This is a genomic window from Frigoribacterium sp. SL97 (assembly GCF_026625765.1).
In the GTDB taxonomy this organism is placed as follows: Bacteria; Actinomycetota; Actinomycetes; order Actinomycetales; family Microbacteriaceae; genus Frigoribacterium.
This window is the reverse complement of sequence record NZ_CP113062.1, coordinates 3,108,998-3,131,413: the sequence shown is the minus strand read 5'-3', so window position 1 is coordinate 3,131,413 and position 22,416 is coordinate 3,108,998. Positions and strand designations below refer to the sequence as shown.

General features: G+C 71.6%; 22 protein-coding genes and 2 pseudogenes. 19 read left to right on the top strand and 5 right to left on the bottom strand.

The genetic code is table 11. The annotated features are described in order from the left end of the window. The first annotated feature begins 8 nt into the window (after positions 1-8). The 4 genes from OVA02_RS18105 (at position 9) to OVA02_RS15240 (ending at position 1,416) form a co-directional block, all read left to right on the top strand. Entirely contained in the window at positions 9-545 is a 537-nt protein-coding gene (locus tag OVA02_RS18105) for an ArsR/SmtB family transcription factor (protein ID WP_082460318.1), read from the top strand. Between the two features lie 113 nt (positions 546-658). Further along, positions 659-853 carry a helix-turn-helix domain-containing protein gene (locus tag OVA02_RS15250; RefSeq protein WP_043593002.1) on the top strand — a complete coding sequence of 65 codons (195 nt, stop codon included), beginning with the start codon at positions 659-661 and terminating at the stop codon, positions 851-853. Between the two features lie 107 nt (positions 854-960). Next, entirely contained in the window at positions 961-1,059 is a 99-nt protein-coding gene (locus OVA02_RS15245; RefSeq protein ID WP_003792170.1) for a 30S ribosomal protein bS22, read from the top strand. 90 nt (positions 1,060-1,149) lie between these two features. Then, positions 1,150-1,416 carry a glutaredoxin family protein gene (locus OVA02_RS15240; RefSeq protein WP_159826058.1) on the top strand — a complete coding sequence of 89 codons (267 nt, stop codon included), beginning with the start codon at positions 1,150-1,152 and terminating at the stop codon, positions 1,414-1,416. A 78-nt stretch (positions 1,417-1,494) separates the two neighbouring features. Here OVA02_RS15240 and aspS read toward each other — a convergent pair whose 3' ends face one another. Beyond that, positions 1,495-2,829, bottom strand: a complete 1,335-nt coding sequence (aspS, locus tag OVA02_RS15235; RefSeq protein ID WP_056046595.1) for an aspartate--tRNA(Asn) ligase — start codon at positions 2,827-2,829, stop codon at positions 1,495-1,497. 120 nt (positions 2,830-2,949) lie between these two features. Between aspS and OVA02_RS15230 the strand changes: the two genes are divergently transcribed. From OVA02_RS15230 to ccsB, 5 genes are read left to right on the top strand one after another with little or no spacing between them, the layout of a single operon-like run. Further along, positions 2,950-3,597, top strand: a complete 648-nt coding sequence (locus OVA02_RS15230) for a histidine phosphatase family protein (RefSeq protein ID WP_056046592.1) — start codon at positions 2,950-2,952, stop codon at positions 3,595-3,597. Beyond that, a complete protein-coding gene (locus OVA02_RS15225; protein ID WP_056046589.1) occupies positions 3,594-4,223 on the top strand; it encodes a TlpA disulfide reductase family protein in 630 nt (209 codons plus the stop codon). The genes OVA02_RS15230 and OVA02_RS15225 overlap by 4 nt, the downstream gene beginning before the upstream one ends. Beyond that, positions 4,224-4,988, top strand: a complete 765-nt coding sequence (locus tag OVA02_RS15220) for a cytochrome c biogenesis CcdA family protein (protein ID WP_056046586.1) — start codon at positions 4,224-4,226, stop codon at positions 4,986-4,988. Next, entirely contained in the window at positions 4,972-6,810 is a 1,839-nt protein-coding gene (gene resB / locus OVA02_RS15215; protein WP_267658761.1) for a cytochrome c biogenesis protein ResB, read from the top strand. Before OVA02_RS15220 ends, resB begins: the two co-directional genes overlap by 17 nt. After that, positions 6,810-7,820 carry a c-type cytochrome biogenesis protein CcsB gene (gene ccsB, locus OVA02_RS15210; protein WP_159826062.1) on the top strand — a complete coding sequence of 337 codons (1,011 nt, stop codon included), beginning with the start codon at positions 6,810-6,812 and terminating at the stop codon, positions 7,818-7,820. The genes resB and ccsB overlap by 1 nt, the downstream gene beginning before the upstream one ends. A gap of 45 nt (positions 7,821-7,865) precedes the next feature. Here the strand turns inward: ccsB and OVA02_RS15205 are convergent. Continuing rightward, positions 7,866-8,881: pseudogene (locus tag OVA02_RS15205) on the bottom strand (o-succinylbenzoate synthase). Between the two features lie 42 nt (positions 8,882-8,923). Here OVA02_RS15205 and OVA02_RS15200 point away from each other — a divergent pair. Genes OVA02_RS15200 through OVA02_RS15185 form a run of 4 tightly spaced genes read left to right on the top strand, consistent with a single transcriptional unit; the run spans position 8,924 to position 12,453 of the window. Beyond that, positions 8,924-9,355: a hypothetical protein gene (locus tag OVA02_RS15200; RefSeq protein ID WP_267658760.1), complete on the top strand. Its 432-nt coding sequence runs from the start codon at positions 8,924-8,926 to the stop codon at positions 9,353-9,355. Between the two features lie 44 nt (positions 9,356-9,399). Beyond that, the gene (locus tag OVA02_RS15195; protein WP_056046577.1) at positions 9,400-10,308 is read left to right on the top strand and encodes a 1,4-dihydroxy-2-naphthoyl-CoA synthase; all 909 of its coding nucleotides are present in this window, start codon (positions 9,400-9,402) and stop codon (positions 10,306-10,308) included. Further along, positions 10,308-11,468, top strand: coding sequence for an AMP-binding protein (locus OVA02_RS15190; protein ID WP_267658759.1), 1,161 nt, complete (start codon positions 10,308-10,310; stop codon positions 11,466-11,468). Before OVA02_RS15195 ends, OVA02_RS15190 begins: the two co-directional genes overlap by 1 nt. Positions 11,469-11,496: 28 nt before the next feature. Continuing rightward, entirely contained in the window at positions 11,497-12,453 is a 957-nt protein-coding gene (locus OVA02_RS15185; RefSeq protein WP_159826068.1) for a 1,4-dihydroxy-2-naphthoate polyprenyltransferase, read from the top strand. 44 nt (positions 12,454-12,497) lie between these two features. Here OVA02_RS15185 and OVA02_RS15180 read toward each other — a convergent pair whose 3' ends face one another. Continuing rightward, positions 12,498-12,785 (bottom strand): DUF4229 domain-containing protein, encoded by a 288-nt coding sequence (locus OVA02_RS15180; protein ID WP_056047790.1) that lies wholly within the window; start codon positions 12,783-12,785, stop codon positions 12,498-12,500. Positions 12,786-12,962: 177 nt separating this feature from the next. On the opposite strand from OVA02_RS15180, the gene OVA02_RS15175 reads away from it, so the two are divergent. The 4 genes from OVA02_RS15175 to OVA02_RS15160 all read left to right on the top strand — a co-directional run bounded on the left by OVA02_RS15175 (position 12,963) and on the right by OVA02_RS15160 (position 17,804). After that, positions 12,963-13,322 (top strand): PLD nuclease N-terminal domain-containing protein, encoded by a 360-nt coding sequence (locus OVA02_RS15175; protein WP_056046571.1) that lies wholly within the window; start codon positions 12,963-12,965, stop codon positions 13,320-13,322. Beyond that, a complete protein-coding gene (menD, locus tag OVA02_RS15170) occupies positions 13,323-15,077 on the top strand; it encodes a 2-succinyl-5-enolpyruvyl-6-hydroxy-3-cyclohexene-1-carboxylic-acid synthase (RefSeq protein WP_267658758.1) in 1,755 nt (584 codons plus the stop codon). Positions 15,078-15,130: 53 nt separating this feature from the next. Next, positions 15,131-15,982, top strand: a complete 852-nt coding sequence (locus OVA02_RS15165) for a PPK2 family polyphosphate kinase (RefSeq protein WP_056046567.1) — start codon at positions 15,131-15,133, stop codon at positions 15,980-15,982. A gap of 124 nt (positions 15,983-16,106) precedes the next feature. Beyond that, a complete protein-coding gene (locus OVA02_RS15160; protein WP_192124570.1) occupies positions 16,107-17,804 on the top strand; it encodes a cell wall-binding repeat-containing protein in 1,698 nt (565 codons plus the stop codon). 7 nt (positions 17,805-17,811) lie between these two features. Here OVA02_RS15160 and OVA02_RS15155 read toward each other — a convergent pair whose 3' ends face one another. Both OVA02_RS15155 and OVA02_RS15150 read right to left on the bottom strand, forming a co-directional pair. Then, entirely contained in the window at positions 17,812-19,221 is a 1,410-nt protein-coding gene (locus OVA02_RS15155; protein ID WP_267658757.1) for an MFS transporter, read from the bottom strand. Next, positions 19,218-20,450: an isochorismate synthase gene (locus OVA02_RS15150; protein WP_267658756.1), complete on the bottom strand. Its 1,233-nt coding sequence runs from the start codon at positions 20,448-20,450 to the stop codon at positions 19,218-19,220. Before OVA02_RS15150 ends, OVA02_RS15155 begins: the two co-directional genes overlap by 4 nt. Positions 20,451-20,502: 52 nt before the next feature. Here OVA02_RS15150 and ubiE point away from each other — a divergent pair, with 52 nt between their 5' ends. Both ubiE and OVA02_RS15140 read left to right on the top strand, forming a co-directional pair. Next, positions 20,503-21,243 carry a bifunctional demethylmenaquinone methyltransferase/2-methoxy-6-polyprenyl-1,4-benzoquinol methylase UbiE gene (gene ubiE, locus OVA02_RS15145; protein WP_233568365.1) on the top strand — a complete coding sequence of 247 codons (741 nt, stop codon included), beginning with the start codon at positions 20,503-20,505 and terminating at the stop codon, positions 21,241-21,243. Beyond that, positions 21,240-22,378 (top strand): annotated as a pseudogene (locus OVA02_RS15140) (polyprenyl synthetase family protein). Before ubiE ends, OVA02_RS15140 begins: the two are co-directional and overlap by 4 nt. The last annotated feature ends 38 nt before the right edge of the window (positions 22,379-22,416 follow it).

Genomic DNA, 22,416 nt, shown 5'->3' with positions numbered 1-22,416 from the left:
CTGGTCGCATGCCGGACATCTTCGCCGTGATCGCCGACGCCACCCGCCGAGACCTCTTGAAGGTGCTGCTCGACGCCTCGCTGTCGACCGACTCCGCCAATGCCGACATCAGCGTGGGTGAGATGGTCACGTCCCTCGGCGTCAGCCAGCCGACCGTCTCGAAGCACCTCCGGGTGCTGCGCGAGGCCGGTCTGGTGCGCGTCCGCGAAGAAGGGCAGCACCGGTACTACTCGCTCGAGTCGGGGCCGCTCGAGGTCGTCGAGGACTGGTTGATCCCGTTCGTCAGTGCCGACTCGCTGACCTCCGAGGCGTTGGCCAGCACGCCCTTCGCCGCCTGGGCCGGGGCCTCGGTCCCCGCCCCGCTCCGGCGGGCGGCCGAGAACCTGCCCGACGCCGAGGACGTCGGGAGCACGCTGGGTCGCTACGCGGCCGGGGCCCAGCACCGCGCCTCCTCGGCCCTGCACGACGCCCAGAGCGCGCTCGGGGCCCTGGACGAGCGCGTCATCGACCCCGTCCGCAAGCGGTGGGGACGCACCGGCCAGTAGCGACCCGGGCGCCTTTACACCGAGTCACACGCGCCCCTAGAGTTGCCCCCAGGCACATGGGGAACACCCGTCTGCTCCACAGCCCCGCCCGGGGCCCGAGACGAGGCAGGGTCATGTCGCAGGATCTGTCGGATGTGCGGTTCCTCACGGTCGCCGAGGTGGCCGACATGATGCGCGTGTCGAAGATGACGGTCTACCGCATGGTCCACTCGGGCGAGCTGCCGGCGATCCGCTTCGGGCGGTCCTTCCGCGTGCCGGAATCGGCCGTCGCGGCCGTGCTGCGAATCGGCATCGCCGACGTCGGGTAGGCCCACTTCGACTTTCTCGGGCCGTCCTAGTAGACTGACCCGAGGCATTTTTCCGCGGTTCTGTTTCGGACCCGGTCGGTCCAATCCAGAAATCAGTGAGGTCCTCTATGGGTTCTGTCATCAAGAAGCGTCGCAAGCGCATGGCGAAGAAGAAGCACCGCAAGCTGCTTCGCAAGACTCGTCACCAGCGTCGCAACAAGAAGTAGTCGCTCGACGCGAAGGCCCCCGCCGACCACCGGTCGCCGGGGGCCTTCGTCGTGACCGGGCGCCATCCGGCCCTCGCTACCCTTGAGGGCATGGCCGAACCGCGAATCACCCTCCTGACCAAGCCGGGCTGCCACCTGTGCGACGACGCCCGTTCCGCGGTGCACGGCGTGCTGGCCGAAGCCGAGTTCGTCGATGCCGGCGTGGCCGTCGACGAGCAGAACATCCTCGACGACGCCGAGCTCACCGCCGAGTACGCCGAAGAGATCCCGGTCGTCCTGATCGACGGTCGCGTGCACACCATCTGGCGAGTCGAGCCCGAGCGGCTCCGGACGGCGCTCCGCGCGGCCGTCCGCTGAGGACGGCCGACGGCGCACGACGACGAGAAGCCCCGACGAGACACTCTCGTCGGGGCTTCTGTGGTCGGTGGCGAGGAGCTACGGCTGGAGGCGCGTGGGGCCGCGGAAGAGGAAGGTCACCTCACGCAGGTTGGCCTGGTTCAGCATGAGCATCAGCACCCGGGCGAGGCCCATGCCGAAGCCGCCGTGCGACGGGGCGCCGTAGCGGAAGAAGTCGAGGTAGCTCGAGAGCTCTTCGGGCTTCATGCCCTTCTCGCGGATCTGCTGCTCGAGCACCTCGATGCGGTGCTCGCGCTGCGCACCCGTGGTGATCTCGGTGCCGCGGTAGATGAGGTCGTAGCTCTTGGTGAGCTGCGGGTCGTCGTCATGACGCATGTGATAGAACGGGCGGATCGAGGCGTCGTAGTCCGTCAGGTACACGAAGTCGTGTCCGAACTCCTCCGCGACGTACTCGGCGATGCGGCGCTCGCCCTCGGGGTCCATGTCGGCGTCCGCCCGGGGTACCTCGTAGCCGCGCTCGGCCACGATGCGCTTGGCCTCGGCCAAGGGGATGCGGGGGAACGGCACGGTCGGCACCACGACGTCGACGTCGAAGAGCTCCTTGATCTCGGCGCCGTGCTTGTCGGCCACGGCCTGGAACGCGAAGGCCAGCAGCTGCTCCTGCATCTGCATGACGTCCTCGTGGCTCTCGACGTAGCTGATCTCGGCGTCCACCCCCGTGAACTCGGTCGCGTGACGCGACGTGAACGACGGGTCGGCACGGAACACCGGAGCGATCTCGAAGATCTTGCCGAAGCCGGCCGACTGGGCCATCTGCTTGAAGAACTGGGGGCTCTGCGCCAGGTAGGCGACACCGTCGAAGTAGTCGACCTTGAACAGCTCGGCGTTCGACTCGCTCGGGGTCGCCATGAGCTTCGGGGTGTGGATCTCGACGTAGTCACGCTCGATCCACCAGGTGCGCAGGGCGTGCTCGAAGGTCGTCTGCACGCGGAAGATCAGGGCGTTGCGGGGGACGCGCAGGTCGAGGAAGCGCCAGTCGAGGCGCTTGTCGATGCCGCTGTCGGCGGCGATGGGGGTCTCGGGGTCGGCCAGCGAGTCGATGACGAGCGTCTCGACCTTGACCTCGATGCCGCCGAGCTTGACGCGCTCGTCGTGCTTGAGCTCGCCCGTGACGGTGACGAAGCTGCCCTGCGACAGTGACGAGATCGCGTCGGCGACGTCGTCGGTCTCGCCCGCGGCCTCGAGCACGTCGGCCGCGGTACGGGGGCGGACCAGTTGAAGGGCGCCCGTCTCGTCGCGGAGCACGACGAACTGCACCTTCTTCTGGTCGCGCACGGTCTCGACCCAGCCGGTCACGGTCACGGGTCCGTCGGGCAGCGCGGACAGGTCTTTGATGAGGGTGCGTTCGATCACGAGGCCCGAGTTTACAGTCACCGCCTCGCGCGACCCGCCGGACGGCCCCGCCGGACCACGGCGAGCTTGGGGCTTCCCGTGTGGGAGGTGTGCAGGCGGTCCCGACCTAGACTCGTCCGCATGCCCGCGCAGCAGATCCACCTCGTCCGGCACGGTGAGGTGCACAACCCCGAGCACGTGCTCTACGGCCGCCTCGACGGGTTCGGCCTGAGCGACCTCGGCCACCGGATGGCGGCCGCCTCGGCCGACGCCTTCCACGAGCAGGGCGTCCCGGTCCGTGCCGTCGTGGCCTCACCGCTCCAGCGCACCCGCGAGAGCGCGGCGCCGTGGTCGTCGGCCTTCGGGCTCGAGACGCAGGTCGACGAGCGGCTGATCGAGCCGAGCAACAAGTACGAGGGTCGTCGCAGCGACTTCACCATCGCGAAACAGCTCAAGGTGCCGGCCGAGTGGCCCTGGATCGTCAACCCCCTGAAGCCGAGCTGGGGCGAGGCCTACGTGAGCATCGCCGCCCGCATGCTCTCGGCGGTCGACGAGGCCTGGTCGAGCGTCGACGAGGGCGACGTCGTGCTCGTCAGCCACCAGCTGCCCATCTGGATGGTCCACCGGAGCGTGACGGGCGCCCGCCTGTTCCACGACCCGCGCCGCCGCCGCTGCACCCTCTCGAGCATCACGACGCTCGAACGCCGCGAGGGGGGCTTCGTCGAGGTCGGCTACCAGGAACCCGCTGCACACTTGAACCAGTCCGCCGTCGACCTGGGAGCAGTGTGAGCCAGAAGACCATCCGTCCGACCCGAGCCCGACTCGTGGTCCGGGGCCTCGCGCTCGCCGCAGTCCTGGGCGTCGTCGCCACGGGGTGCTCGTCCACCGCCGACGACCTCGCGAAGCAGTACGGCAACGGCACCACCGAGAACTACATCTCGGGCAACGGCACCGTGACCGAGATCGCGCCCGAGGACCGCACCGACCCGGTCGCGTTCACGGCCGAGACGGACGCCGGCGAGACCGTCTCGAGGAGCGACCACGAGGGCGAGGTCGTCGTCCTCAACTTCTGGTACGCGGCGTGCCCGCCCTGCCGTCTCGAAGCACCGGAGCTGGAGAAGCTCAACCAGTCCTACGCCGACAAGGGCGTCGAGTTCCTCGGCGTCAACGTGCGCGACCAGGCCGACACCTCCCTGGCCTTCGCCCGCACCTTCGACGTCACCTACCCGTCGGTCGTCGACGCCAACGACGGCGCGGTCCAGCTCGCCCTCGCCGGCACGATCGCGCCCAACGCCGTGCCGACCACGATCGTCCTCGACAAGCAGGGCCGCATCGCGGCGCGCATCCTGGGCGGTCTCGACGGGCCCGGCATCCTCGACACCCTGATCTCCGACACCCTCGCCGAGACGTCCTAGGTGTACCAGGGCAATCCCTTCTTCGACGCGGTCGTGGGCGGTCAGCTCGCGGTCGGCCTGCCGGTTGCCCTGCTGGCGGGGCTCATCTCGTTCCTGTCGCCGTGCGTGCTGCCGCTCGTGCCGGGGTACCTCGGTTACGTCGGCGGTCTGACGACGGGGGCGACCGAGGCGAGGGCCCGGCGCCGCGACCGCCGCCGGCTCGTCCTCGGCGTCGTCCTGTTCATCCTCGGCTTCTCGGTCGTCTTCGTCGGCACCTCGCTCGCCTTCGCCTCGGCGGGGTTCTGGTTGATCCAGTGGCGCGACGTCGTCACCCGGGTCATGGGCGTCGTGGTGATCCTGCTCGGTCTCGTCTTCATCGGGCAGTTCACGTTCTTGCAGCGCACCCTCAAGCCCGGGTTCCTCCCGAAGACGGGTCTCGCCGGGGCGCCCCTGCTCGGCATCGTCTTCGGCATCGGGTGGACCCCCTGCATCGGACCCACCCTGGCCGCCGTGCAGGTGCTCGCCCTGGGCTCGGGCTCGGCCTGGCAGGGAGTCCTGCTCGGGGCCTTCTACTGCATCGGCCTCGGGGTCCCGTTCCTGCTCGTCGCGCTCGGCTTCGGGTGGGCGTCACGATCCATCTCGTTCGTCAAGCGGCACATCCGCGTCGTCAACATCGTCGGAGGGTCACTGCTCGTGCTCATCGGTCTGCTCATGGTCACGGGCCTCTGGTCCAGCCTCATGTCACACGTCGGGGCGGTGATCGCGACCTATGGCACGATCGTCTGACCGCGACGGGGGCGACGCGACCCGCGCCTCCTCGGTGGCCGCCGGGACCGACACCGGGCGGAGCGACACCGGGTTGACCGACGCGGACGCCACCGACGTCGGCGGCGACCCGTTGCGCCCGAGCGACCACATCGACTCGGTCCGACCGGCGGCCTCCGACGGCGCGGGCATCACGCAGCCGAAGCTCGGCCCCCTCGGCTACCTGCGCTTCTTCTGGCGACAGCTGACCAGCATGAAGACCGCGCTCTTCCTGCTCATGCTGCTCGCCGTCGCGGCGATCCCCGGTTCGCTCGTGCCGCAGCGCACCTCCGACCCCAACGGCGTGGTCCAGTACCGCACCGACCACCCCGACCTGTTCCCGGTGCTCGACAAGCTCGGCGTCTTCGACACCTACTCGTCGCCCTGGTTCTCGGCCGTCTACCTGCTGCTCTTCATCTCGCTGATCGGCTGCATCATCCCGCGCACCCGGCACCACTTCGAGGCGCTGCGAGCTCGACCCCCGAAGACCCCCGCGCGGTTGTCGCGCCTGGCCGGGTACCGGTCGATCACGCTCGAGACCGCAGGAGGCGCGGGTGAGGCCTCGATCACGGCCGCCCGTGCCGTCGACGCGGCCCGGGCCCAGCTGAAGCGCTCCGGCTACCGCACGCAGGTCTTCGGCGACTCGGTCAGCGCCGAACGCGGCTACCTGCGCGAGACCGGCAACCTGGTGTTCCACTCGGCGCTCGTCGGGGTGCTCCTGACCGTCGGCGTCGGCGGCGGCTTCGGTTACTCGGGCCAGCGCGTGGTCGTCGAGGGTCAGACCTTCTCGAACGTGCTCGGCTCCTACGACTCGTTCAACCCGGGCCGCTGGTTCGACGAGGCACAGCTGTCGCCTTTCTCGATCGCGCTCGACCGGTTCTCGACCGAGTACGCGCCCGACACCGCGGGCGCGGCCGGCATGGCCACCGACTTCACCGCCGACGTCACCGCGCAGGCGCGGGGTGGCGTCGCCGAGAAGACGCAGATCAAGGTCAACTCGCCCCTGTCGATCGGCGGTTCGAACGTCTACCTGCTGGGCAACGGCTACGCGGTCGACGTGACGGTGCGCGACGGCGAGGGCAACGTCGCGTTCCGGGACACGGTCCCGTTCCTGCCGCAGGACACCAACCTCACCTCGCTCGGCGTCATCAAGGTGCCCGACGCCCTGCCCCGGCAGCTCGGCATGATCGGGTTCTTCTACCCCACGGCGGCGGACAACGGCACGGGGGCCCTGACGTCCACCGACCCGGACACCACGAACCCCGTGCTCAGCCTGAACGTCTACTCGGGCGACCTCGGGCTGGACGCCGGGGTGCCGACGTCCGTCTACACGCTCGACACGGATGGTCTGACCCCGCTGGCCGGCACCGACGACGACGCGCAGGAGAAAGCGGTCCAGCTGACCCCGGGCGAGACGGCGACGATCCCCGACGGTCTCGGCACGATCACCTTCGACGGGGTGAAGCGGTTCGCCTCGTTCGACATCCACCACGACCCCTCGCAGGTCTGGGTGCTGTTGTTCGCGGGGCTCTCGTTCGCCGGTCTGCTGACCGCGTTGTTCGTGCCGCGCCGTCGGGTCTGGGTCAAGGCCACCGAGACCGGCGACGGCGTCCGGCTCGAGTACGCCGGGCTCGCCCGCGGCGAGGACCCCACGCTCGGACGTGCCGTCGGCGACATCGCCAAGGCGCACCTGGGCGGCCTGGGCGTCCCGGCCGACGTCGCGCGCGAGGTCGCCGACGACCCGGCCCGTCACGACGTCGAGAAACCCGGCCCCGCCGCCGGGGGACGCGGACGTAAGATCTGATGGTGACCGCCGACCTCGCCTACTACTCGCTCGTCGCCGTGTACTCGGCGATGGCCATCTACACGATCTCGTTCGTGGCCTTCGCCCTCGACCTGGCGAAGCGGTCCGGTGACGCCCAGCAGGCGGCGGCCCGTGCGGCCAAGGCCGAGGCCCTCGCGACCACCACCGTCTCGCGCTCGTCGTCGGGCGGCAGCACCGTCGTCCTCGACCGGCCGTCGGGCGGAGCGGGCGGGGCGGTCCCCGCCGCCGGTGGGTCCGCCAAGGCCTCGAGCTTCGAGCGCGTCGCCATCGCCATGATGCTCCTGGGGTTCGTCGTCCACGTCTCCTCGGTCGTCCTGCGTGGACTGGCCGCCGGTCGCGTGCCGTGGGCGAACATGTTCGAGTTCTCGCTGACCGGCACCGCGATCATCGTCGGGGTCTACCTGGCCGTCCAGCTGGTGGTCAACCTGCGGTTCCTCGGCGCGTACGTCATGGGCCTCAACCTGGTGCTTCTCGCGATCGGCACCGTCAACTACTACGTGGCGGTCTCGCCGCTGCCGCCGGCGCTCCAGTCCGCCTGGCTGGTGATCCACGTCTTCGTGGCCATCCTCGGCACGGCGTTCTTCGCCATCGCCGCCGGGCTCTCGGCCGCCCAGCTCGTGCAGACGAAGCGTGAGCAGTCCAAGCTCGCCGGCCTGCGCTTCCTCGACACCCTCCCGGGCGCCGAGCGCCTCGAAGACCTGGCCTACCGCATCGCCCTCGTCGGCTTCGTCCTCTGGACCTTCACCCTCATCGCCGGCGCCATCTGGGCCGAGCGGGCGTGGGGCCGCTACTGGGGCTGGGACACCAAAGAGGTCTGGACCTTCATCATCTGGGTGCTCTACGCCGGGTACATCCACGCGCGGGCGACCCGTGGGTGGCGCGGGGCCCGGTCGTCGTGGTTGTCGATCATCGGCTTCGCCGCGGTCATGTTCAACTTCTCGGTCGTCAACGTCTTCTTCAAGGGCCTCCACGCGTACTCCGGTCTCTGACGCACCGATGCCGTGGCGTCGCCCGGCGCCGCGTGCGACGGGGCGTCAGCCCGCGAGCACGGCGTAGGAGGCGCGCAGCCGCTCCAGCCACACCTCGCGTCGGTCGTCGTCCACCGCGTGGCGGCGGAGCAGGTCCACGTCGACCTCGACCCGGCGCACGTCGATCTCCCCGTCGACGGGCAGCAGGGGATCACGCGTGACGTCGGCCCCGAGCAGGGCGGCCGTGCCGAGCCCGCAGTCGTGGCGGAGCCCGGGCACGGCGGCGGCGAGGTGCGCCCCCATGCTGAGCCCGACCGACGTGTCGAGGGCGCTCGACACGACGACGGGCAGCCCGGCCGCCGCGACGATGCGCAGTGCGGCGGTGACGCCGCCGAGCGGTTGGGCCTTGATCACGAGGAGGTCCGCGGCCCCGGCCCGGGCCACGGCCAGCGGGTCGTCGGCCTTGCGGACGCTCTCGTCGGCGGCGACGAGCACGCCCGTCCCCGAGACGCGGCGTCGCAGCTCGGCGAGCTCGGGCACCGTGGCGCAGGGCTGTTCGGCGTACTCCAGGGCGTACGGTGCCATGCCGACCAGCGCCTCCTCGGCCGACTCGACGGACCATCCTCCGTTGGCGTCGACGCGGACGCGCCCCTCGGGGCCGACCCAGTCGCGGGCCGCCGCGACGCGGGCGATGTCGTCCGCGAGGGTCTGACCGCGCTCGGCGACCTTGACCTTGACCGTCCGGCAGCCGCGGTAGCGGGCGAGCACGTCGGGCACCCGGTCGGCGGAGACGGCCGGCAGGGTCGCGTTGACCGGCACCCGGCGGGCGCCCCCTCGGGGAGCCGGCCCCAGCCGAAGTCGATCGTGGCCGCGAGCCAGGCGGCCGCCTCGGCCGGTCCGTACTCGACGAAGGGGCTGAACTCGGTCCAGCCCGACGGGCCCTCGACCAGCAGGGCCTCGCGTGCGTCGAGTCCGCGGAACCGGGTGCGGAGGGGGAGACGGACGACGTGGGCACCCTCGACCAGGTCGGCCAGGGGAGGCAGCGGGGGAGTCGTGGACGGTGCGCGGTCGACGGTCGGCATCCGCCCAGTGTCGCACCGGGGACCCCGGTAAGGTCGTGCGTCATGGTCGACCGCGAACCCGAACCCGTCCGACGACCGGAGCCCTCACCCGACGATCCCTCCGACCCGGGGCGCGACGGCCTCGGCCGCGCCTCGTCCGAGGCCGACGGCCTCCGGGTCTTCGACGGTCCCGGTCACGACGTGCTCGACCCTGCGCGCAGCCGACGCCTCGGCGTCGTCACGTTCGTCCTGGCCGTCGTGCTGCTCGCACTCGACGGTGTGGCCCTGGGACTCCTGGCCGCGGACGCCGTGAGCCCGGCCGCCGTCCTCGCGTTGGTCACCCTGTTGGCCTCCGTCGTCGTCGGGGTGATCGGTCTGATGGCCGCCGTCCTGCGCCGCGGCCGGTGGTGGGGGGTGGCCGCGGTCGTCCTCAGCTCGCTGTCGAACCCGTTCGTCCTCGTCTGGCTGATCTCGAGGTTCGTCTCGACGGTCTGACCCCGCCAGGCGGCGAGGTCGGACCCCGTCGCTAGGCTGGCGACATGGCTTCCGAGGTGTCCGACCTGTTCGATCCGACCGAGTGGCGGGGGGTCGAGGGGTTCGACGCCCTGACCGACGTCACCTACCACCACAGCCTCGACGGGCGGGTGGCCCGCGTGGCCTTCGACCGCCCCGAGGTGCGCAACGCGTTCCGGCCGCACACGGTCGACGAGCTCTACCGGGTGCTCGACGACGCCCGCATGAACAGCCGCATCGGGGTCGTCCTGCTGACCGGCAACGGTCCCAGCGCGAAGGACGGGGGCTGGGCGTTCTGCAGCGGTGGCGACCAGCGCATCCGCGGTCGTGACGGCTACAAAGCAGAGGGCGACCAGGCGAACGTGCCCGACCCGGCGTCGGCGGGGCGGCTGCACATCCTCGAGGTGCAGCGGCTCATCCGGTTCATGCCCAAGGTCGTCATCGCCGTGGTGCCCGGTTGGGCGGCCGGTGGCGGCCACTCGTTGCACGTCGTCTGCGACCTGACGATCGCCAGTCGCGAACACGGTCGGTTCAAGCAGACGGACGCCGACGTGGGGTCGTTCGACGCGGGCTACGGCAGCGCCTACTTCGCCAAGCAGATCGGGCAGAAGTTCGCTCGCGAGGTGTTCTTCCTGGCAGAGGAGTACAGCGCCGACCGTGCCCACGAGATGGGTGCCGTCAACCGGGTCGTGCCACACGTCGACCTCGAACGCGAGGCGCTCGCCATGGCGCGCACCATCCTGACGAAGTCGCCGACCGCCATCCGCATGCTCAAGTTCGCCTTCAACGCGACCGACGACGGCATCGTCGGTCAGCAGGTCTTCGCGGGCGAGGCGACCCGCCTCGCCTACGGCACCGACGAGGCCGTCGAAGGACGCGACTCGTTCCTCGAGAAGCGTGCTCCCGACTGGTCGCCCTTCCCCTGGCAGTACTGATGACGCGCACCCTGCGGGCGGTCGACGCACGTGAGCCCGGTGCGGTGCTCGACGCCCTCCGGGTCGCGCTCGAGGGGGGTCCCGCGGTGGCGCCCCGGACGGACGACCGTGTGCCCGCCGACCTCCCGGGACTCGTGCCGCAGGCGGTGTCGCTGGTCGTCGAGACCAGCGGCTCGAGCGGACGCCCGAAGCGCGTGGCCCTGTCCTCCGACGCGGTGCTCGCCGGTGCCGCCGCGGCCGACGGTGCCCTGGCCGGGCCCGGGCAGTGGGTGCTCGCCCTGCCGGCGCACTACGTCGCCGGGCTGAACGTGCTCGTCCGCTCGCTCGCCTCGGGCACCGAGCCGGCCCTGCTGACGCCCGGCCACTTCGACGTCGCCGGCTTCGTCGCCGCCGCCGGTCGGCTCGAGCACCCCGTGCGGTACTCGTCGCTCGTCCCCGCGCAGCTCTCGACGGCGCTGGACGCCGCCGACGAGGACGCCGGCGTGGCCGACGTGCTGCGCCGCTTCGACGCCCTCCTGGTGGGCGGGCAGGCGACTCCCGGCCCCCTCGTCGAACGGGCCCGTCGGCTCGGGGTGACCGTCGTGCGCACCTACGGGTCGAGCGAGACCAGTGGCGGGTGCGTGTACGACGGCGTGCCGGTGGGCCGCACCCGCGTCGAGGTCGTCGACGGCCAGGTCGAGCTGAGCGGGCCGTCGCTGGCCGAGGGGTACCTCGACGACCCCGAGCGCACGGCTGTGGCCTTCGTCACGCGCGACGGCCTGCGGTGGTACCGCACGGGCGACGCCGGAACTGTGTCGCCCGGCGGGGTGCTGACCGTGAGCGGCCGGCTCGACGACGTGATCGTCTCGGGTGGCGAGAAGGTGTCGCTCGGCGTCGTCGAGCAGGTCGTGCGCGAGCAGCCGGGGCTCGCCGACGCCGTGGTCGTCCGCGCGGCGCACGCCCGGTGGGGCGAGGTGCCCGTCGTGGTCACCGACACCGCGCCTCCTGCGCCGCCGGCCGCCGACGACCTGGCGGCACTGCGATGCGCGGTGGTCGCCGCCGCCGGTCGAGCCGCGGCACCCGATCGCATCGTCAGGGTCGACGCGGTGCCCGTGCTCGCGAGCGGCAAGCCGGACCGGGTGGCGCTGACCCGCCTGGTCGCCGGCCTCGCGGCAAGCTGATAGCCGGCTGCGAACTAGACTCGACCACGTGGCGAAGACGAAGACCTCGACCCCCAAGCGCAACGGCCGCCCCGGTGGCCGACCGGGCGGGCGGCCCGGCAAGCAGCCGGTCCGTCGCGTGACGGCCGGCGACTGGATCGGCGGTGCCCGCCTGCGCACCCTGCCGCTGGGCATCGCCCCGGTCGCCCTCGGCACCGGTGTCGCCCGGGCGAACGGTGGCTGGGACCTCACCCTGGCGCTTCTCTGCCTCGCCGTCGCGGTGTTCCTGCAGATCGGCGTCAACTACTCGAACGACTACTCGGACGGCATCCGCGGCACCGACGACTTCCGGGTCGGGCCCTCGCGACTGACCGGCTCGGGCAGCGTCCGTCCGAAGACCGTGCTGAAGGTGGCGCTGGCGTTCTTCGCCCTCGCGGCCGTCGCCGGTGTCGTCGTCGTCGTCATCACCCAGATCTGGTGGCTGCTCGCGGTCGGCGCCGCCGCGGTCGTGGCCGCCTGGTTCTACACCGGCGGCAAACGGCCCTACGGCTACAACGCCCTGGGCGAGCTCTTCGTCTTCGTGTTCTTCGGGCTCGTCGCGACCGTGGGCACGACCTTCGTACAGCTGCGCGAGTTCCCGTTCGACGCCTGGGTGGCGGGGGTCGCCGCCGGGCTGTTCGCCTGCGCGGTCCTGATGATCAACAACGTGCGCGACATCCCGCAAGACACCGCCGCCGGCAAGCGCACCCTCGCGGTCGTCGTCGGCGACCCGGTGGCGCGTGCCCTCTACGCGCTGTTCCTGCTGCTGCCGTTCTTCATCCTCGTGTACTTCGCGTTCCTGTACCTGCACGCGCCCTACGTCTACTTCACGCTCATCGTCGCGGTGCCCGCCGCGGTGATCGGCGTCACGGGCAAGACGCCCCGTGAGCTGATCCTCGCCCTGCAGCTGTCGTCGTTGACGGCCCTGGTCTGGGCTCTCGCCTTGTCGGCCGCGCTCTTCTTCTAGGGTCCGGCCCGGGCTCGCGGCCCGGGCTCGCGGCCCGGGGGCGGTCAGGCCTGGCCGTCGATGCGGCGTGCGCGCTCGCCGTCGTCCTCGGCGATGGCCTCGTCCTCGGCGACGGAGTCGTCGTCGAGCTTGGCCGGGCGCGACCGGCGGTCGGCGAGGTCGAGCGCGACCTTCCGGCGCAGCGGCGCGAAGAACAGATACGAGACGCAGAAGCCGACGACCGCCGCGATCAGCGTGGCCCAGAAGGGGTCGAACCTCAGCACCAGCAGCAGGCCCAGCACGACCGCGAACAGGCCGAGGCGGACGATCGAGTACTTGAGCCAGGGTTTCACGACGAGGAGTCTACGGTCCGTGAGGTGTGCGCCCGCCCCGCGGCGGACGGGCCGTGCGGCCGCGATCCGACGGGCCGAGGAGGCGCGGTGCGGCACCGCCTCGCGCCGTACGTCACAGCTCCGCAACGGCCGACCGACCATCAGGCGTTGCACCGGATCGAGAACTAGGCTCGGTCCATGGTCAGGCTCTTCATCGTGGGCATCGTCGCCGCGGCGGCATTCGTCATCTTCGCGCTCATCGACTGCCTGTTCGCCGACGCCTCACGGTTCCGAGCCCTCAACAAGCCCCTCTGGGCCGTCATCATCGTCCTCCTCCCCGTCATCGGCGCAGTGCTGTGGTTCGTGCTCGGGCGGGCGCGCAAGAGCGGCCGCCCGGCCGCGACGCGCACCATCGCACCCGACGACGACCCCGAGTTCTCGGGGACGTCCTGGCGCACGACGAGCGACCTCGACCGCGAGACGACCGACGAGCGCATCCGTCGCCTCGAGCAAGAGCTGCTCGACCTCGACAACGACGACAAGACCGGCAAGCAGTAAGTGACCAGTCCCTCGACCGAGTACGCCCTGTCGCTGCTCGCGTCCCTCGCCGACGCGGGTGTCCGCGACGTGGTGCTCAGCCCTGGGTCCCGAAGCCAGGCCCTGGCCCTCGCGGCCGCCGAGTTCGAGATCGCCGGTCGGTTGTCGGTCCACGTGCGCATCGACGAGCGTTCGGGCGGATTCCTGGCGTTGGGTCTCGCCGCCGAGACGGGCGTCCCGAGCGTCGTGATCACCACGTCGGGCACCGCCGTGGCGAACCTCCACCCCGCCGTGCTCGAGGCGCACCACTCGGGTGTGCCCATGATCGTCGTGAGCGCCGACCGTCCCTCCGAGATGCGCGGGATCGGCTCGAACCAGACGACGGTGCAACCGGGTCTCTTCGCGAGCGCCGTCGGGTGGGTGCGCGACGTCGAGGCTCCTCGCTCCGGTCCGGTCGACCACGAGGCCGTCCGCACGCTCGCGCGTGAGGCAGTCGCCGAGGCCCTCGGCGGCGACTCCCACGGTGCCCTCGGGCGTTCGCGCGGCCCGGTCCAGCTCAACGTCGCGTTCCGCGAGCCCCTGTCGTCGGGCGAGCAGTCGCTGCCCGCCGCCCACCCCGCGCCGGTCGAGGTCGCGCCGCCCGTGGCACCATCCGCGCTCGGGGTCGACGTCGACCCCGCGACCCTCGTCGTCGCCGGGCACGCCGCCGGCCCCGAGGCCGAGGCCGCTGCCCGGGCACTGGGTGCCCCTCTCGTGGCCGAGGTCTCGAGCGGGGCCCGTTTCGGGCCGCACCTCGTCTCGTCGTACCGTGCCCTGCTCGACGACGCCGACTTCGGCGGCCGCGTCCGTCGGGTGGTGGTCTTCGGGCACCCGACCCTCAGCCGTCAGATCCCCTCGCTGCTCACCCGTGACGGGGTCGAGGTCGTGGTCGTCCGTGCGGCGGGGGCCGAGGCCTACGACCCGGGTCGCTCCGCGCGCGTGGTCGAGGCCGTCGAGGTGGACCGCGCCTCCTCGGGGGTCGGTTCGACCGACGACGCCGCGCATCGCACGTGGGTCGGGCGCTGGGTCCACACGGGTCGTCGCCTGCTCGAGGCCGAGGCCGAGGCCGAGTCCGAGGACGCGGCCGACGGTCCCGGGGCCGACGGGACGGCCGAGGGTTCGGCCGGTCGCACCGAGGCGGCCGAACAGGCCGAGTTCCTGCGTCGCGAGGTGCAGCTGCTGCGGCGGCCGGTGACGCGCCGCGCCCTCGCCGAGGCCCTGTGGCGCGTCAGCTGGCCACACGACCGCCTCGTGTTGGGTGCGTCGAGGCTCATCCGCGAACTCGACCAGATCGTGCCGGGCAAGAAGATCCCCGTGCACGCCAACCGTGGGCTGGCCGGCATCGACGGCACGATCGCCACGGCCACCGGCATCGCCCTCGCCAGCCAGCGTGACGACCCCGCAGCCGGCACCACCCGGGTGCTCGTCGGCGACCTGACCTTGTTGCACGACGTCGGTTCGATGCTCCTCGGCCTCGGCGAGACCAGGCCCCGGTTGCAGGTGGTCGTCGGCAACGACGGCGGCGGCACCATCTTCGACGGGCTCGAGGTCGCGGCCACCGCGTCGCCCGAGGCGATGACCCGTGTGCAGTTCACCCCTCACGAGGTCGACCTCTCGGCACTCGCCGTGGCCTACGGCTGGCAGTACGTCGAGGCGGCCACGCGGGCGGAGCTCGACCAGGCCCTCGTCGCCCGGTACGACGGGCCGGTTCTGATCGAGGTGCCCCTCTCCCGCTGAGCGTCCGCGCCACGCCAGGGCGGATCGGGTCGCTCGGTCGTAGGGTCGAGGGCATGGCCAAGACGTGGACGACCCCGCCCTCCCAGTCCCTCCGAGCCGGTGAGGGCTTCGTGCTCGCCGACGTCGACACCTCGTCCACCCCGGGCTTCGCGGGTGACAAGGCGTACGCACAGCAGGCGCTCGAGTCGGGTCGCGAGACCCTGAGCGAGCTCCAGGAGAAGATGTTCGCGCAGAGCCGGAGCGGGGGCAGCACCGGCAACGTGCTGTTGGTCCTGCAGGCGATGGACACCGCCGGCAAGGGCGGCATCGTCCGGCACGTCGTGGGCGCCGTCGACCCCCAGGGCGTCGCGCACCATGCCTTCAAGTCGCCGACGCCCGACGAGCTCGCGCACGACTTCCTGTGGCGGGTGCGGCGCGAGCTGCCCGGCCCCGGCATGATCGGGGTCTTCGACCGCTCGCACTACGAGGACGTGCTGATCGGCAAGGTGCGCCGCCTCGCGCCGCCCGAGGACATCGAACAGCGGTACGCCGACATCGTCGAGTTCGAGGACGAGCTCGTCGCGAACGGCACCACGCTGGTCAAGGTGATGCTGCACATCTCGTCCGACGAGCAGAAGGAACGCCTCGCGGACCGACTCGACCGCCCCGACAAGCACTGGAAGTACAACCCCGGCGACCTCGAGGAGCGTCTCGTCTGGAACGACTACCAAGACGCCTACGAGACGGCGATCCGTCGCACGTCGACCGGGACCGCCCCGTGGTTCGTCGTGCCGGCCGATCGCAAGTGGTACGCCCGGGTCGCCGTCCAGAAGCTGCTGATCGACGCCCTCGCGTCGCGCGGGCTCGACTGGCCCGTCGCGCAGTTCGACGTCGAGCTCGAGAAGACGAAGCTCGCGACGTCGTAGCGGGGGACAGTCCGCTCGGGTCGGACGCGTCCGTTCAGGTGCCTCCGGCGATCGCCGGTCGTCGAACGGTACGGTTCGGGGTACGCGTGTTGCTCACGGGTCCCCCGGTCCCTGACAATGCCTCATGCTCGTCATCTCGCCCCTCCGTGGCGGTCCTACCGCGGTGGTCTTCTCCCTCGCTCTCGTCGTCGCCGTCGTCGCGTCCTGGCTCGTCGTCGCCCCGGCCGGCGCCGCCCCGCTCGGCACGACGCCGATCGGGAGCATCACCGGTCGGGTCACGGCCCAGACGGCCGATGGTTCGATGGTGCCGTCGTCCGCCGGTCGGTTGACGGCCGTCTCACCCGGGACCACCCCGGACGAGGTCCCGGTCCCCTCGCTCGAGCGTCGGCCCGACGGGACCTTCACGTTCACCGGAGTCACGCCGGGCCGGTGGTACGTCACGCTCGAAGCGCCGTATCCCGGTCCGTACCGTTATGGGTCCCCTCGATTCTGGGTGGACGTTCCCGCCGACGGGTCGGCGGCCTCGGTCGGCGATCTCCCGCTCATCCTGTCCCAGCTCCTGTCGGGCCAGGTGTCGGCGGTCGTCGACGGGAGGACGGTGCCGCTGCCGTACGCCCGCGTGACGATCTGGTGGAAGAACCCCACCACCGGTGGTTACAAGGACGAGGGCTCCGAGTCCACGGCGAGCGAGGACGGTCGCTGGGAGTTCCCCCTCCTGCGCCCGGGCACCTATCGCCTGAGCTTCGGAGACGGGTCCTCGCAGTCATCGAGGGTCCACGACGACCTGTACTGGCCGGCGGGTCGGCGGTTCGCCGATGCCGAGGACATCGTCATCGGTCCCGGACAAAAGATCACCGGTCTCGACGTCGTCCTCACCGAACGGACCTTCACGACGACACGAGTGGCCGGGGACGACCGGTTCGGCACCGGAGCAGCGGTCCTGTCGTCGCCCTGGGGCTTTCCTTCCACGAACGGTGCCACGCCTCGGGTCCCCGTCCTCTACGTCGCGAACGGGCTGAACTTCCCGGACGCGCTCAGCGCGGGCCCTGCGGCAGCCCACGAGGGCGGGGCCCTCGCGATGACCGACCGGGATGCCCTCCCCGCAGCCACCGTGGCGGTCATCGAGCGCCTCGCCCCCGAGCGCATCGTGGTCGTGGGTGGGCCGGCCGCGGTCTCCGCCCAGGTCTACGAGCAGCTGGCCTCGTGGCAACCGGCGATCACGAGGCTCGGTGGAGCGGACCGCTACGAGACCTCGCGCCTGGTGGCGCGTCACTCGTTCCTCGGCTCGTCGACCGGCGAGAGGATCTACCTCGCCACGGGTGAGGCGTTCCCGGATGCCCTGGCCGCAGGTCCTGCCGCTCATCGGGACGACGCCCCGGTCGTCCTCGTCCGAGGTGCTCAGTCGGCCGCCGACGCTCCGACGAGGGCCCTGATGGTCGAGCTGGGCAAGGCCCGGGCCATCCTCGTCGGCGGGACGGCGAGCATCTCCCGGGCGTACGAAGCCAGTCTCGTCGAGCAGGAGCCCTTTCTCGTCACCGAGCGTCGCGCCGGAGTCGATCGCTACGAGACGGCCGCCGCACTCGTCGGTGGTGACTCCGAGACGATCTTCGTGGCGAGCGGACGGGGATTCGCCGATGCGCTGGTCGCGGGTGCGGTCGCCGCCCGCGAAGGTGCCTCGCTCGTCCTGAGCGAGCGAGACTGTGTCCCGCCGGCGACGGAGCGAGCCGTGCTCGACGCCCGCGTCTTCGAGGTCGTCCTCGTCGGGGGACCGGCGGTGCTGGGGGCCGCCAACGAGGTCCCGCTGGCCGTCTGCGGTCGCTGACCGGACGTCAGGAGGCGCGGCTCCGCAACGCGTCGCCGGTCCCCTTGGGCAGCCGCAGCCCCTCGATCAGGCTGAGCAGGGCCAGCACGGCCAGCACGATCAACGCGGCCTGGTACCCGGACGCCGCGGGTGCCGGGCCGTCGGTCGAGATCGCGAGGTCGGCCACGCGGACGGCCAGTGCCGTCGCGGCGACGCCGAGCCCCACGGCGAGTTGGCTCGTGATGGACGCGATGGCGTTGGCGGGCCCGATCATCTCGGCCGGGACGTCGGCGAACTGCAGCGTGTTGTAGGCCGTGAAGCCGACGGACCGGAAGACGCCGCTGAGCAGCAGCACCCCCGCCACGACGACCGGCGAGGTGTCGGGGCCGACCAGCGCGGCCGCGACGAAGGTCGCCGCGAGGGCCACCGTCGCGACGACGATGATCGGCACCACGCGGAAGCGCTTCAGCAGCGGCGTCGTGAACGGTTTGACGGCCAGGTTGCCGACGAACACCCACATGAGCATGAGTCCCGCCTCGACCGGCGACCAGCCGAAACCGTCCTGCAGCAGCAGCGGGACGACGAAGGGGATGCCGTTCACGACGGCCCGGTAAAGCGATCCGCTGAGGTTCGTCACGCGGAACGACCCGATGCGGAAGGCCGTGAGGTCGAGCAACGGGTGCGCCGCCCGACGGAACCACCGCACGGCCACGAGGCCGAGCACCACCGCCAGGACGGCCAGCAGCACGCCCGGCACGAGCGTCGTGGGCTCGCCGAGCAGCTCGAACGCCAGCACCAGTGCCACGATCGATCCCGCCACGAGCACCAGACCGACCAGGTCGAGAGGCTGACGGTCACCGACCTCGGGGGAGGGGACGACCCTCCAGGCGACCGCGAGCAGCGCGAAGCCGACCGGGACGTTGACCAGGAACACCCACTGCCAGCCGAGGTGCTCGGTGAGCAGTCCTCCGAGCAGCGGCGCGACGACCGGAGCCACGAGCGCGGGCCAGGTGAGGTAGGCGATCGCCCGGATCAGCTCGGACTTCTCGGTGCTGCGGAGGACGATCAGTCGGCCGATCGGCACCATCATGCTGCCCGCGAAGCCCTGCACGACCCGGGAGGTCGTGAGGGCGACCAGGTCGGTGCTCGCGGCACAGGCGACCGAGGCGAGGACGAAGAGCACGACGGCCGCGAGGAACACGCGGCGGGCGCCCCAGCGTTCGGCGAGCCAGGCGCCCAGCGGGATGAACGCCGCCACGGCGACGAGGTAGCCGGTCACGGCGAGTCCGAGCTGCGCGGGCTGGACGCCGAAGTCGGTCGCGATCGTGGCGGTCGCCGTCGACAGGATGGTGGCGTCGAGGTTCTCCATGAAGAACGCGGCCGCCACGACGAGGGCGACCGGACGCGACCACGTCGTCGCGGGGGCGGGCGCGGTCATCGGCTGAAGGCGTCGACCACGGGGCGGAACTTCATGGCCGTCTCGGCCACCTCCCTCTCGGGCACGGACTCGGCGACGACGCCGGCCCCCGCGAACGCCCGCACCGAGCCGTCCCGGTCGACCTGGGCACACCGGAGGGCGATGGCCCACCCGCCGTCGCCGTCGGCACCGACCCAGCCGACGGGCCCCGCGTAGCGACCACGGTCGAACGGTTCGAGTTCTCGGATCAGGGCCAGCGCCTCCTGCGTCGGGGTGCCGGCGACGGCCGCCGTCGGGTGCAGCGAGGCGATGAGGTCGAGCGAGCTCGACCCGTCGGTCAGGCGGCCCCGCACGTCGCTGGCCAGGTGCCAGAGGTTGGGGAGGCGCAGGGTGAAGGGCTGCTCGCCCGTCACGACGTCCCGGGCGTGCGGTCCGAGCGACAGCAACAGGCTGCGCAGGGCGAAGGCGTGTTCGTCGAGGTCCTTCGGAGACGTCGCCAGGGCGAGGGCGGCCTGCTCGTCGGTGGCCGCGTCGACGCCACGGGCCGCGCTTCCGGCGAGGACCCGGGCCGACACCTCGCCCCGTTCGGACTTGACGAGCGTCTCGGGGCTCGCCCCGATCAGTCCGTCGACGGCGAAGGCGTAGCAGTCGGGGTACGCGGTGAGCAGGGTGGCGGCGACGAGGCGCAGGTCGGCCTCGGGGGGCAACGTGCCCACGAGGTCGCGTGCGAGCACGACCTTGCTGACCCGACCGGCGCCGATGGCGTCGACGGCCCGGGCCACGGCCGTCGCGTAGCCGCCGGCGTCGAGGGCGCCGTCGGCCAGCGAGAGGCGGACGGAGGCGCCGACCGGCTTCCCCGCGGGCAGCTCGGCGTCGTCCACCCTCGTGATCCAGGCGACCCCGTCGCGCCGTCCGATGACGATGCTCGGGACGATCAGCACGCTCGTCTCGGCGGACTCGTCGTCGAACGCGAACGAGCCGAACGCGACCAACCCGGTACCGGGCACGCCGACCTCGTCGTGCACCGTGGCGGAGGCCGCCACGGCACGCCAGGCGTCGGCGGCCTCGGTCATGCGGTCGGGCCCGGAGAACTCGAGACGGAGGGCCTCGCCGACGCCCGCCATGCCCGCCCCGCCGCGGACGAAGACCAGCGGACGCGCCCGGTCGACGACGTCGAGCAACGGGCTGACGTGGTCGATTCGCGTGGTGCGGACGGCGAGTGACGGAGCGCGGGACGCGGGGGACTTCACTCGTCGACCCTACTCGGGACACCCCCAGTGCTTGACGGTAGGATCCACCATCGTGACCAAGGCCGACATGAACAAGCAACCCGACGAGGTCGCCTCGATGTTCGACGGCGTCGCGCGCCATTACGACCGCACGAACGACGTGCTCTCGGCGGGCAACGCCGTCCTGTGGCGCATCGCCACCGTGAAGGCGATCGGTGCCGGTCCGGCCGACAAGGTCCTCGACATCGCAGCCGGCACGGGCACCAGCTCGGCGGCCATAGCGCAGCGGGGTGCCGAGGTCGTCGCCCTCGACTTCTCGAAGGGCATGGTCGAGGTCGGCCGCGAACGCCACCCCGAGCTCGAGTTCGTCGAAGGCAACGCCGAGTCGCTGCCCTTCGACGACGACACGTTCGACGCCGTCACCATCTCGTTCGGGCTGCGCAACGTGAACCGGCCCAAGGTCGCGCTGGCCGAGATGAACCGCGTGCTCAAGCCCGGTGGCCGCCTCGTCGTCTGCGAGTTCTCCACTCCGCCGTTCGGTCTCCTGCGCGCCGCCTACCGGGCCTACCTCAAGTACGGCATGCCCCTCGTCGCCAAGGTCACCAGCAGCAACGGCCCGGCCTACTCGTACCTGGCCGAGTCCATCGAGCAGTGGCCGGAGCAGCAGGTCCTCAGCCAGTGGATCCGCGGCGCCGGGTTCACCCGCGTCGCCCACCGCGACCTCAGCTTCGGCATCGTCGCCCTGCACCGGGGTCGCAAGCCGGCGTCGGGCGCCGCGCGCTCCTCCTCGCGGTCGAAGCGGGCCACGTCGTGAACGCCGGCGCCCCTCCTGCGCAGCGCAACTCGCTGGGTCGTTCGCTCGGCCTCGGCGAGAAGCTGTTCGCCACGCCGACCGAGCGTCGTTTCGTGGCCGCGGTCGACGACGGGCTCGAGCTCGTCGAAGAGGGGTTGCTGCGCGAGATCGCCTTCGCCGACGACATCGCCGACGCCACGACGCGCTACCTCCTCGCGGCCGGCGGCAAGCGCGTCCGGCCGACGCTGACGCTGCTCATCGCCCAGCTGGGCGACGGCGCGACCCCGGGATCGTCGCCTCGGCGCAGGCCACCGAGATCACCCACCTCGCCTCGCTCTACCACGACGACGTCATGGACGAGGCGCAGATGCGTCGCGGCGTCCCCAGCGCCCAGACGGTGTGGGGCAACAACGTCGCGATCCTCGCCGGCGACCTGCTGTTCGCCCGGGCCAGCACCATCGTGTCGGGGCTCGGCCAAGAGGCCATCCTGCTCCAGGCCGAGACCTTCGAACGGCTCTGCCTCGGTCAGCTCCACGAGACGGTCGGCCCACGAGAAGGCGACGACCCGATCGCCCACTACATCGACGTGCTCGCCGACAAGACGGGGTCGCTCATCTCGACCGCCGCTCGCGCCGGCGTCATGTTCAGCGGGGCACCGCGTGAGTACCTCGCCCCCGTCGCCGAGTTCGGTGAGAAGATCGGCATCGCCTTCCAGCTGATCGACGACGTCATCGACCTGTCCGACCAGCCCGCGGAGACCGGCAAGAAGGCCGGCACCGACCTGCGGGCCGGCGTCGTCACGCTCCCGGTGCTGTACCTGCGGCAGCTGGCGCAGGCCGACCTCGAGGCGTCGTCGCTGTTGTCCGAGATCGACCGCATCGTCGACGCCACGCGTGCCGCGGCCCACGGGTCGAGCGGTGAACCGAACCTCGAGGGCGGCACGTCGGCGTCGCTCGCCGACGCGACGGCCCACCTCGACGACGAGTTCGCCGACCTGGTCCGACGCGTCCGTCAGCACGAGGTCACCGAACGCACCCGGGTCGAGGCTCACCGGTGGGCCCGCGAGGCCCTCGACGCCCTGTCCCCGCTGCCCGACGGGCCCGTGAAGAAGGCGCTCACCCGCTTCGCCGACCGCGTGGTCGAGCGGTCCGCCTGACCGGCGCCGCGCCTCCTCGTCCGTCTCGTCCTCGAGCA

Excerpts from the sequence above, each read along its gene's own strand:
- resB (WP_267658761.1), top strand. The coding sequence starts at position 4,972 with ATGGCACGATCGTCTGACCGCGACGGGGGCGACGCGACCCGCGCCTCC.
- OVA02_RS15155 (WP_267658757.1), bottom strand. The coding sequence starts at position 19,221 with ATGACCGCGCCCGCCCCCGCGACGACGTGGTCGCGTCCGGTCGCCCTC.
- OVA02_RS15200 (WP_267658760.1), top strand. The coding sequence starts at position 8,924 with ATGGTCGACCGCGAACCCGAACCCGTCCGACGACCGGAGCCCTCACCC.
- OVA02_RS15190 (WP_267658759.1), top strand. The coding sequence starts at position 10,308 with ATGACGCGCACCCTGCGGGCGGTCGACGCACGTGAGCCCGGTGCGGTG.
- OVA02_RS15195 (WP_056046577.1), top strand. The coding sequence starts at position 9,400 with ATGGCTTCCGAGGTGTCCGACCTGTTCGATCCGACCGAGTGGCGGGGG.
- OVA02_RS15230 (WP_056046592.1), top strand. The coding sequence starts at position 2,950 with ATGCCCGCGCAGCAGATCCACCTCGTCCGGCACGGTGAGGTGCACAAC.
- OVA02_RS15165 (WP_056046567.1), top strand. The coding sequence starts at position 15,131 with ATGGCCAAGACGTGGACGACCCCGCCCTCCCAGTCCCTCCGAGCCGGT.
- OVA02_RS15250 (WP_043593002.1), top strand. The coding sequence starts at position 659 with ATGTCGCAGGATCTGTCGGATGTGCGGTTCCTCACGGTCGCCGAGGTG.
- OVA02_RS15160 (WP_192124570.1), top strand. The coding sequence starts at position 16,107 with ATGCTCGTCATCTCGCCCCTCCGTGGCGGTCCTACCGCGGTGGTCTTC.
- OVA02_RS18105 (WP_082460318.1), top strand. The coding sequence starts at position 9 with ATGCCGGACATCTTCGCCGTGATCGCCGACGCCACCCGCCGAGACCTC.
- OVA02_RS15175 (WP_056046571.1), top strand. The coding sequence starts at position 12,963 with ATGGTCAGGCTCTTCATCGTGGGCATCGTCGCCGCGGCGGCATTCGTC.
- OVA02_RS15245 (WP_003792170.1), top strand. The coding sequence starts at position 961 with ATGGGTTCTGTCATCAAGAAGCGTCGCAAGCGCATGGCGAAGAAGAAG.
- ccsB (WP_159826062.1), top strand. The coding sequence starts at position 6,810 with ATGGTGACCGCCGACCTCGCCTACTACTCGCTCGTCGCCGTGTACTCG.
- OVA02_RS15240 (WP_159826058.1), top strand. The coding sequence starts at position 1,150 with ATGGCCGAACCGCGAATCACCCTCCTGACCAAGCCGGGCTGCCACCTG.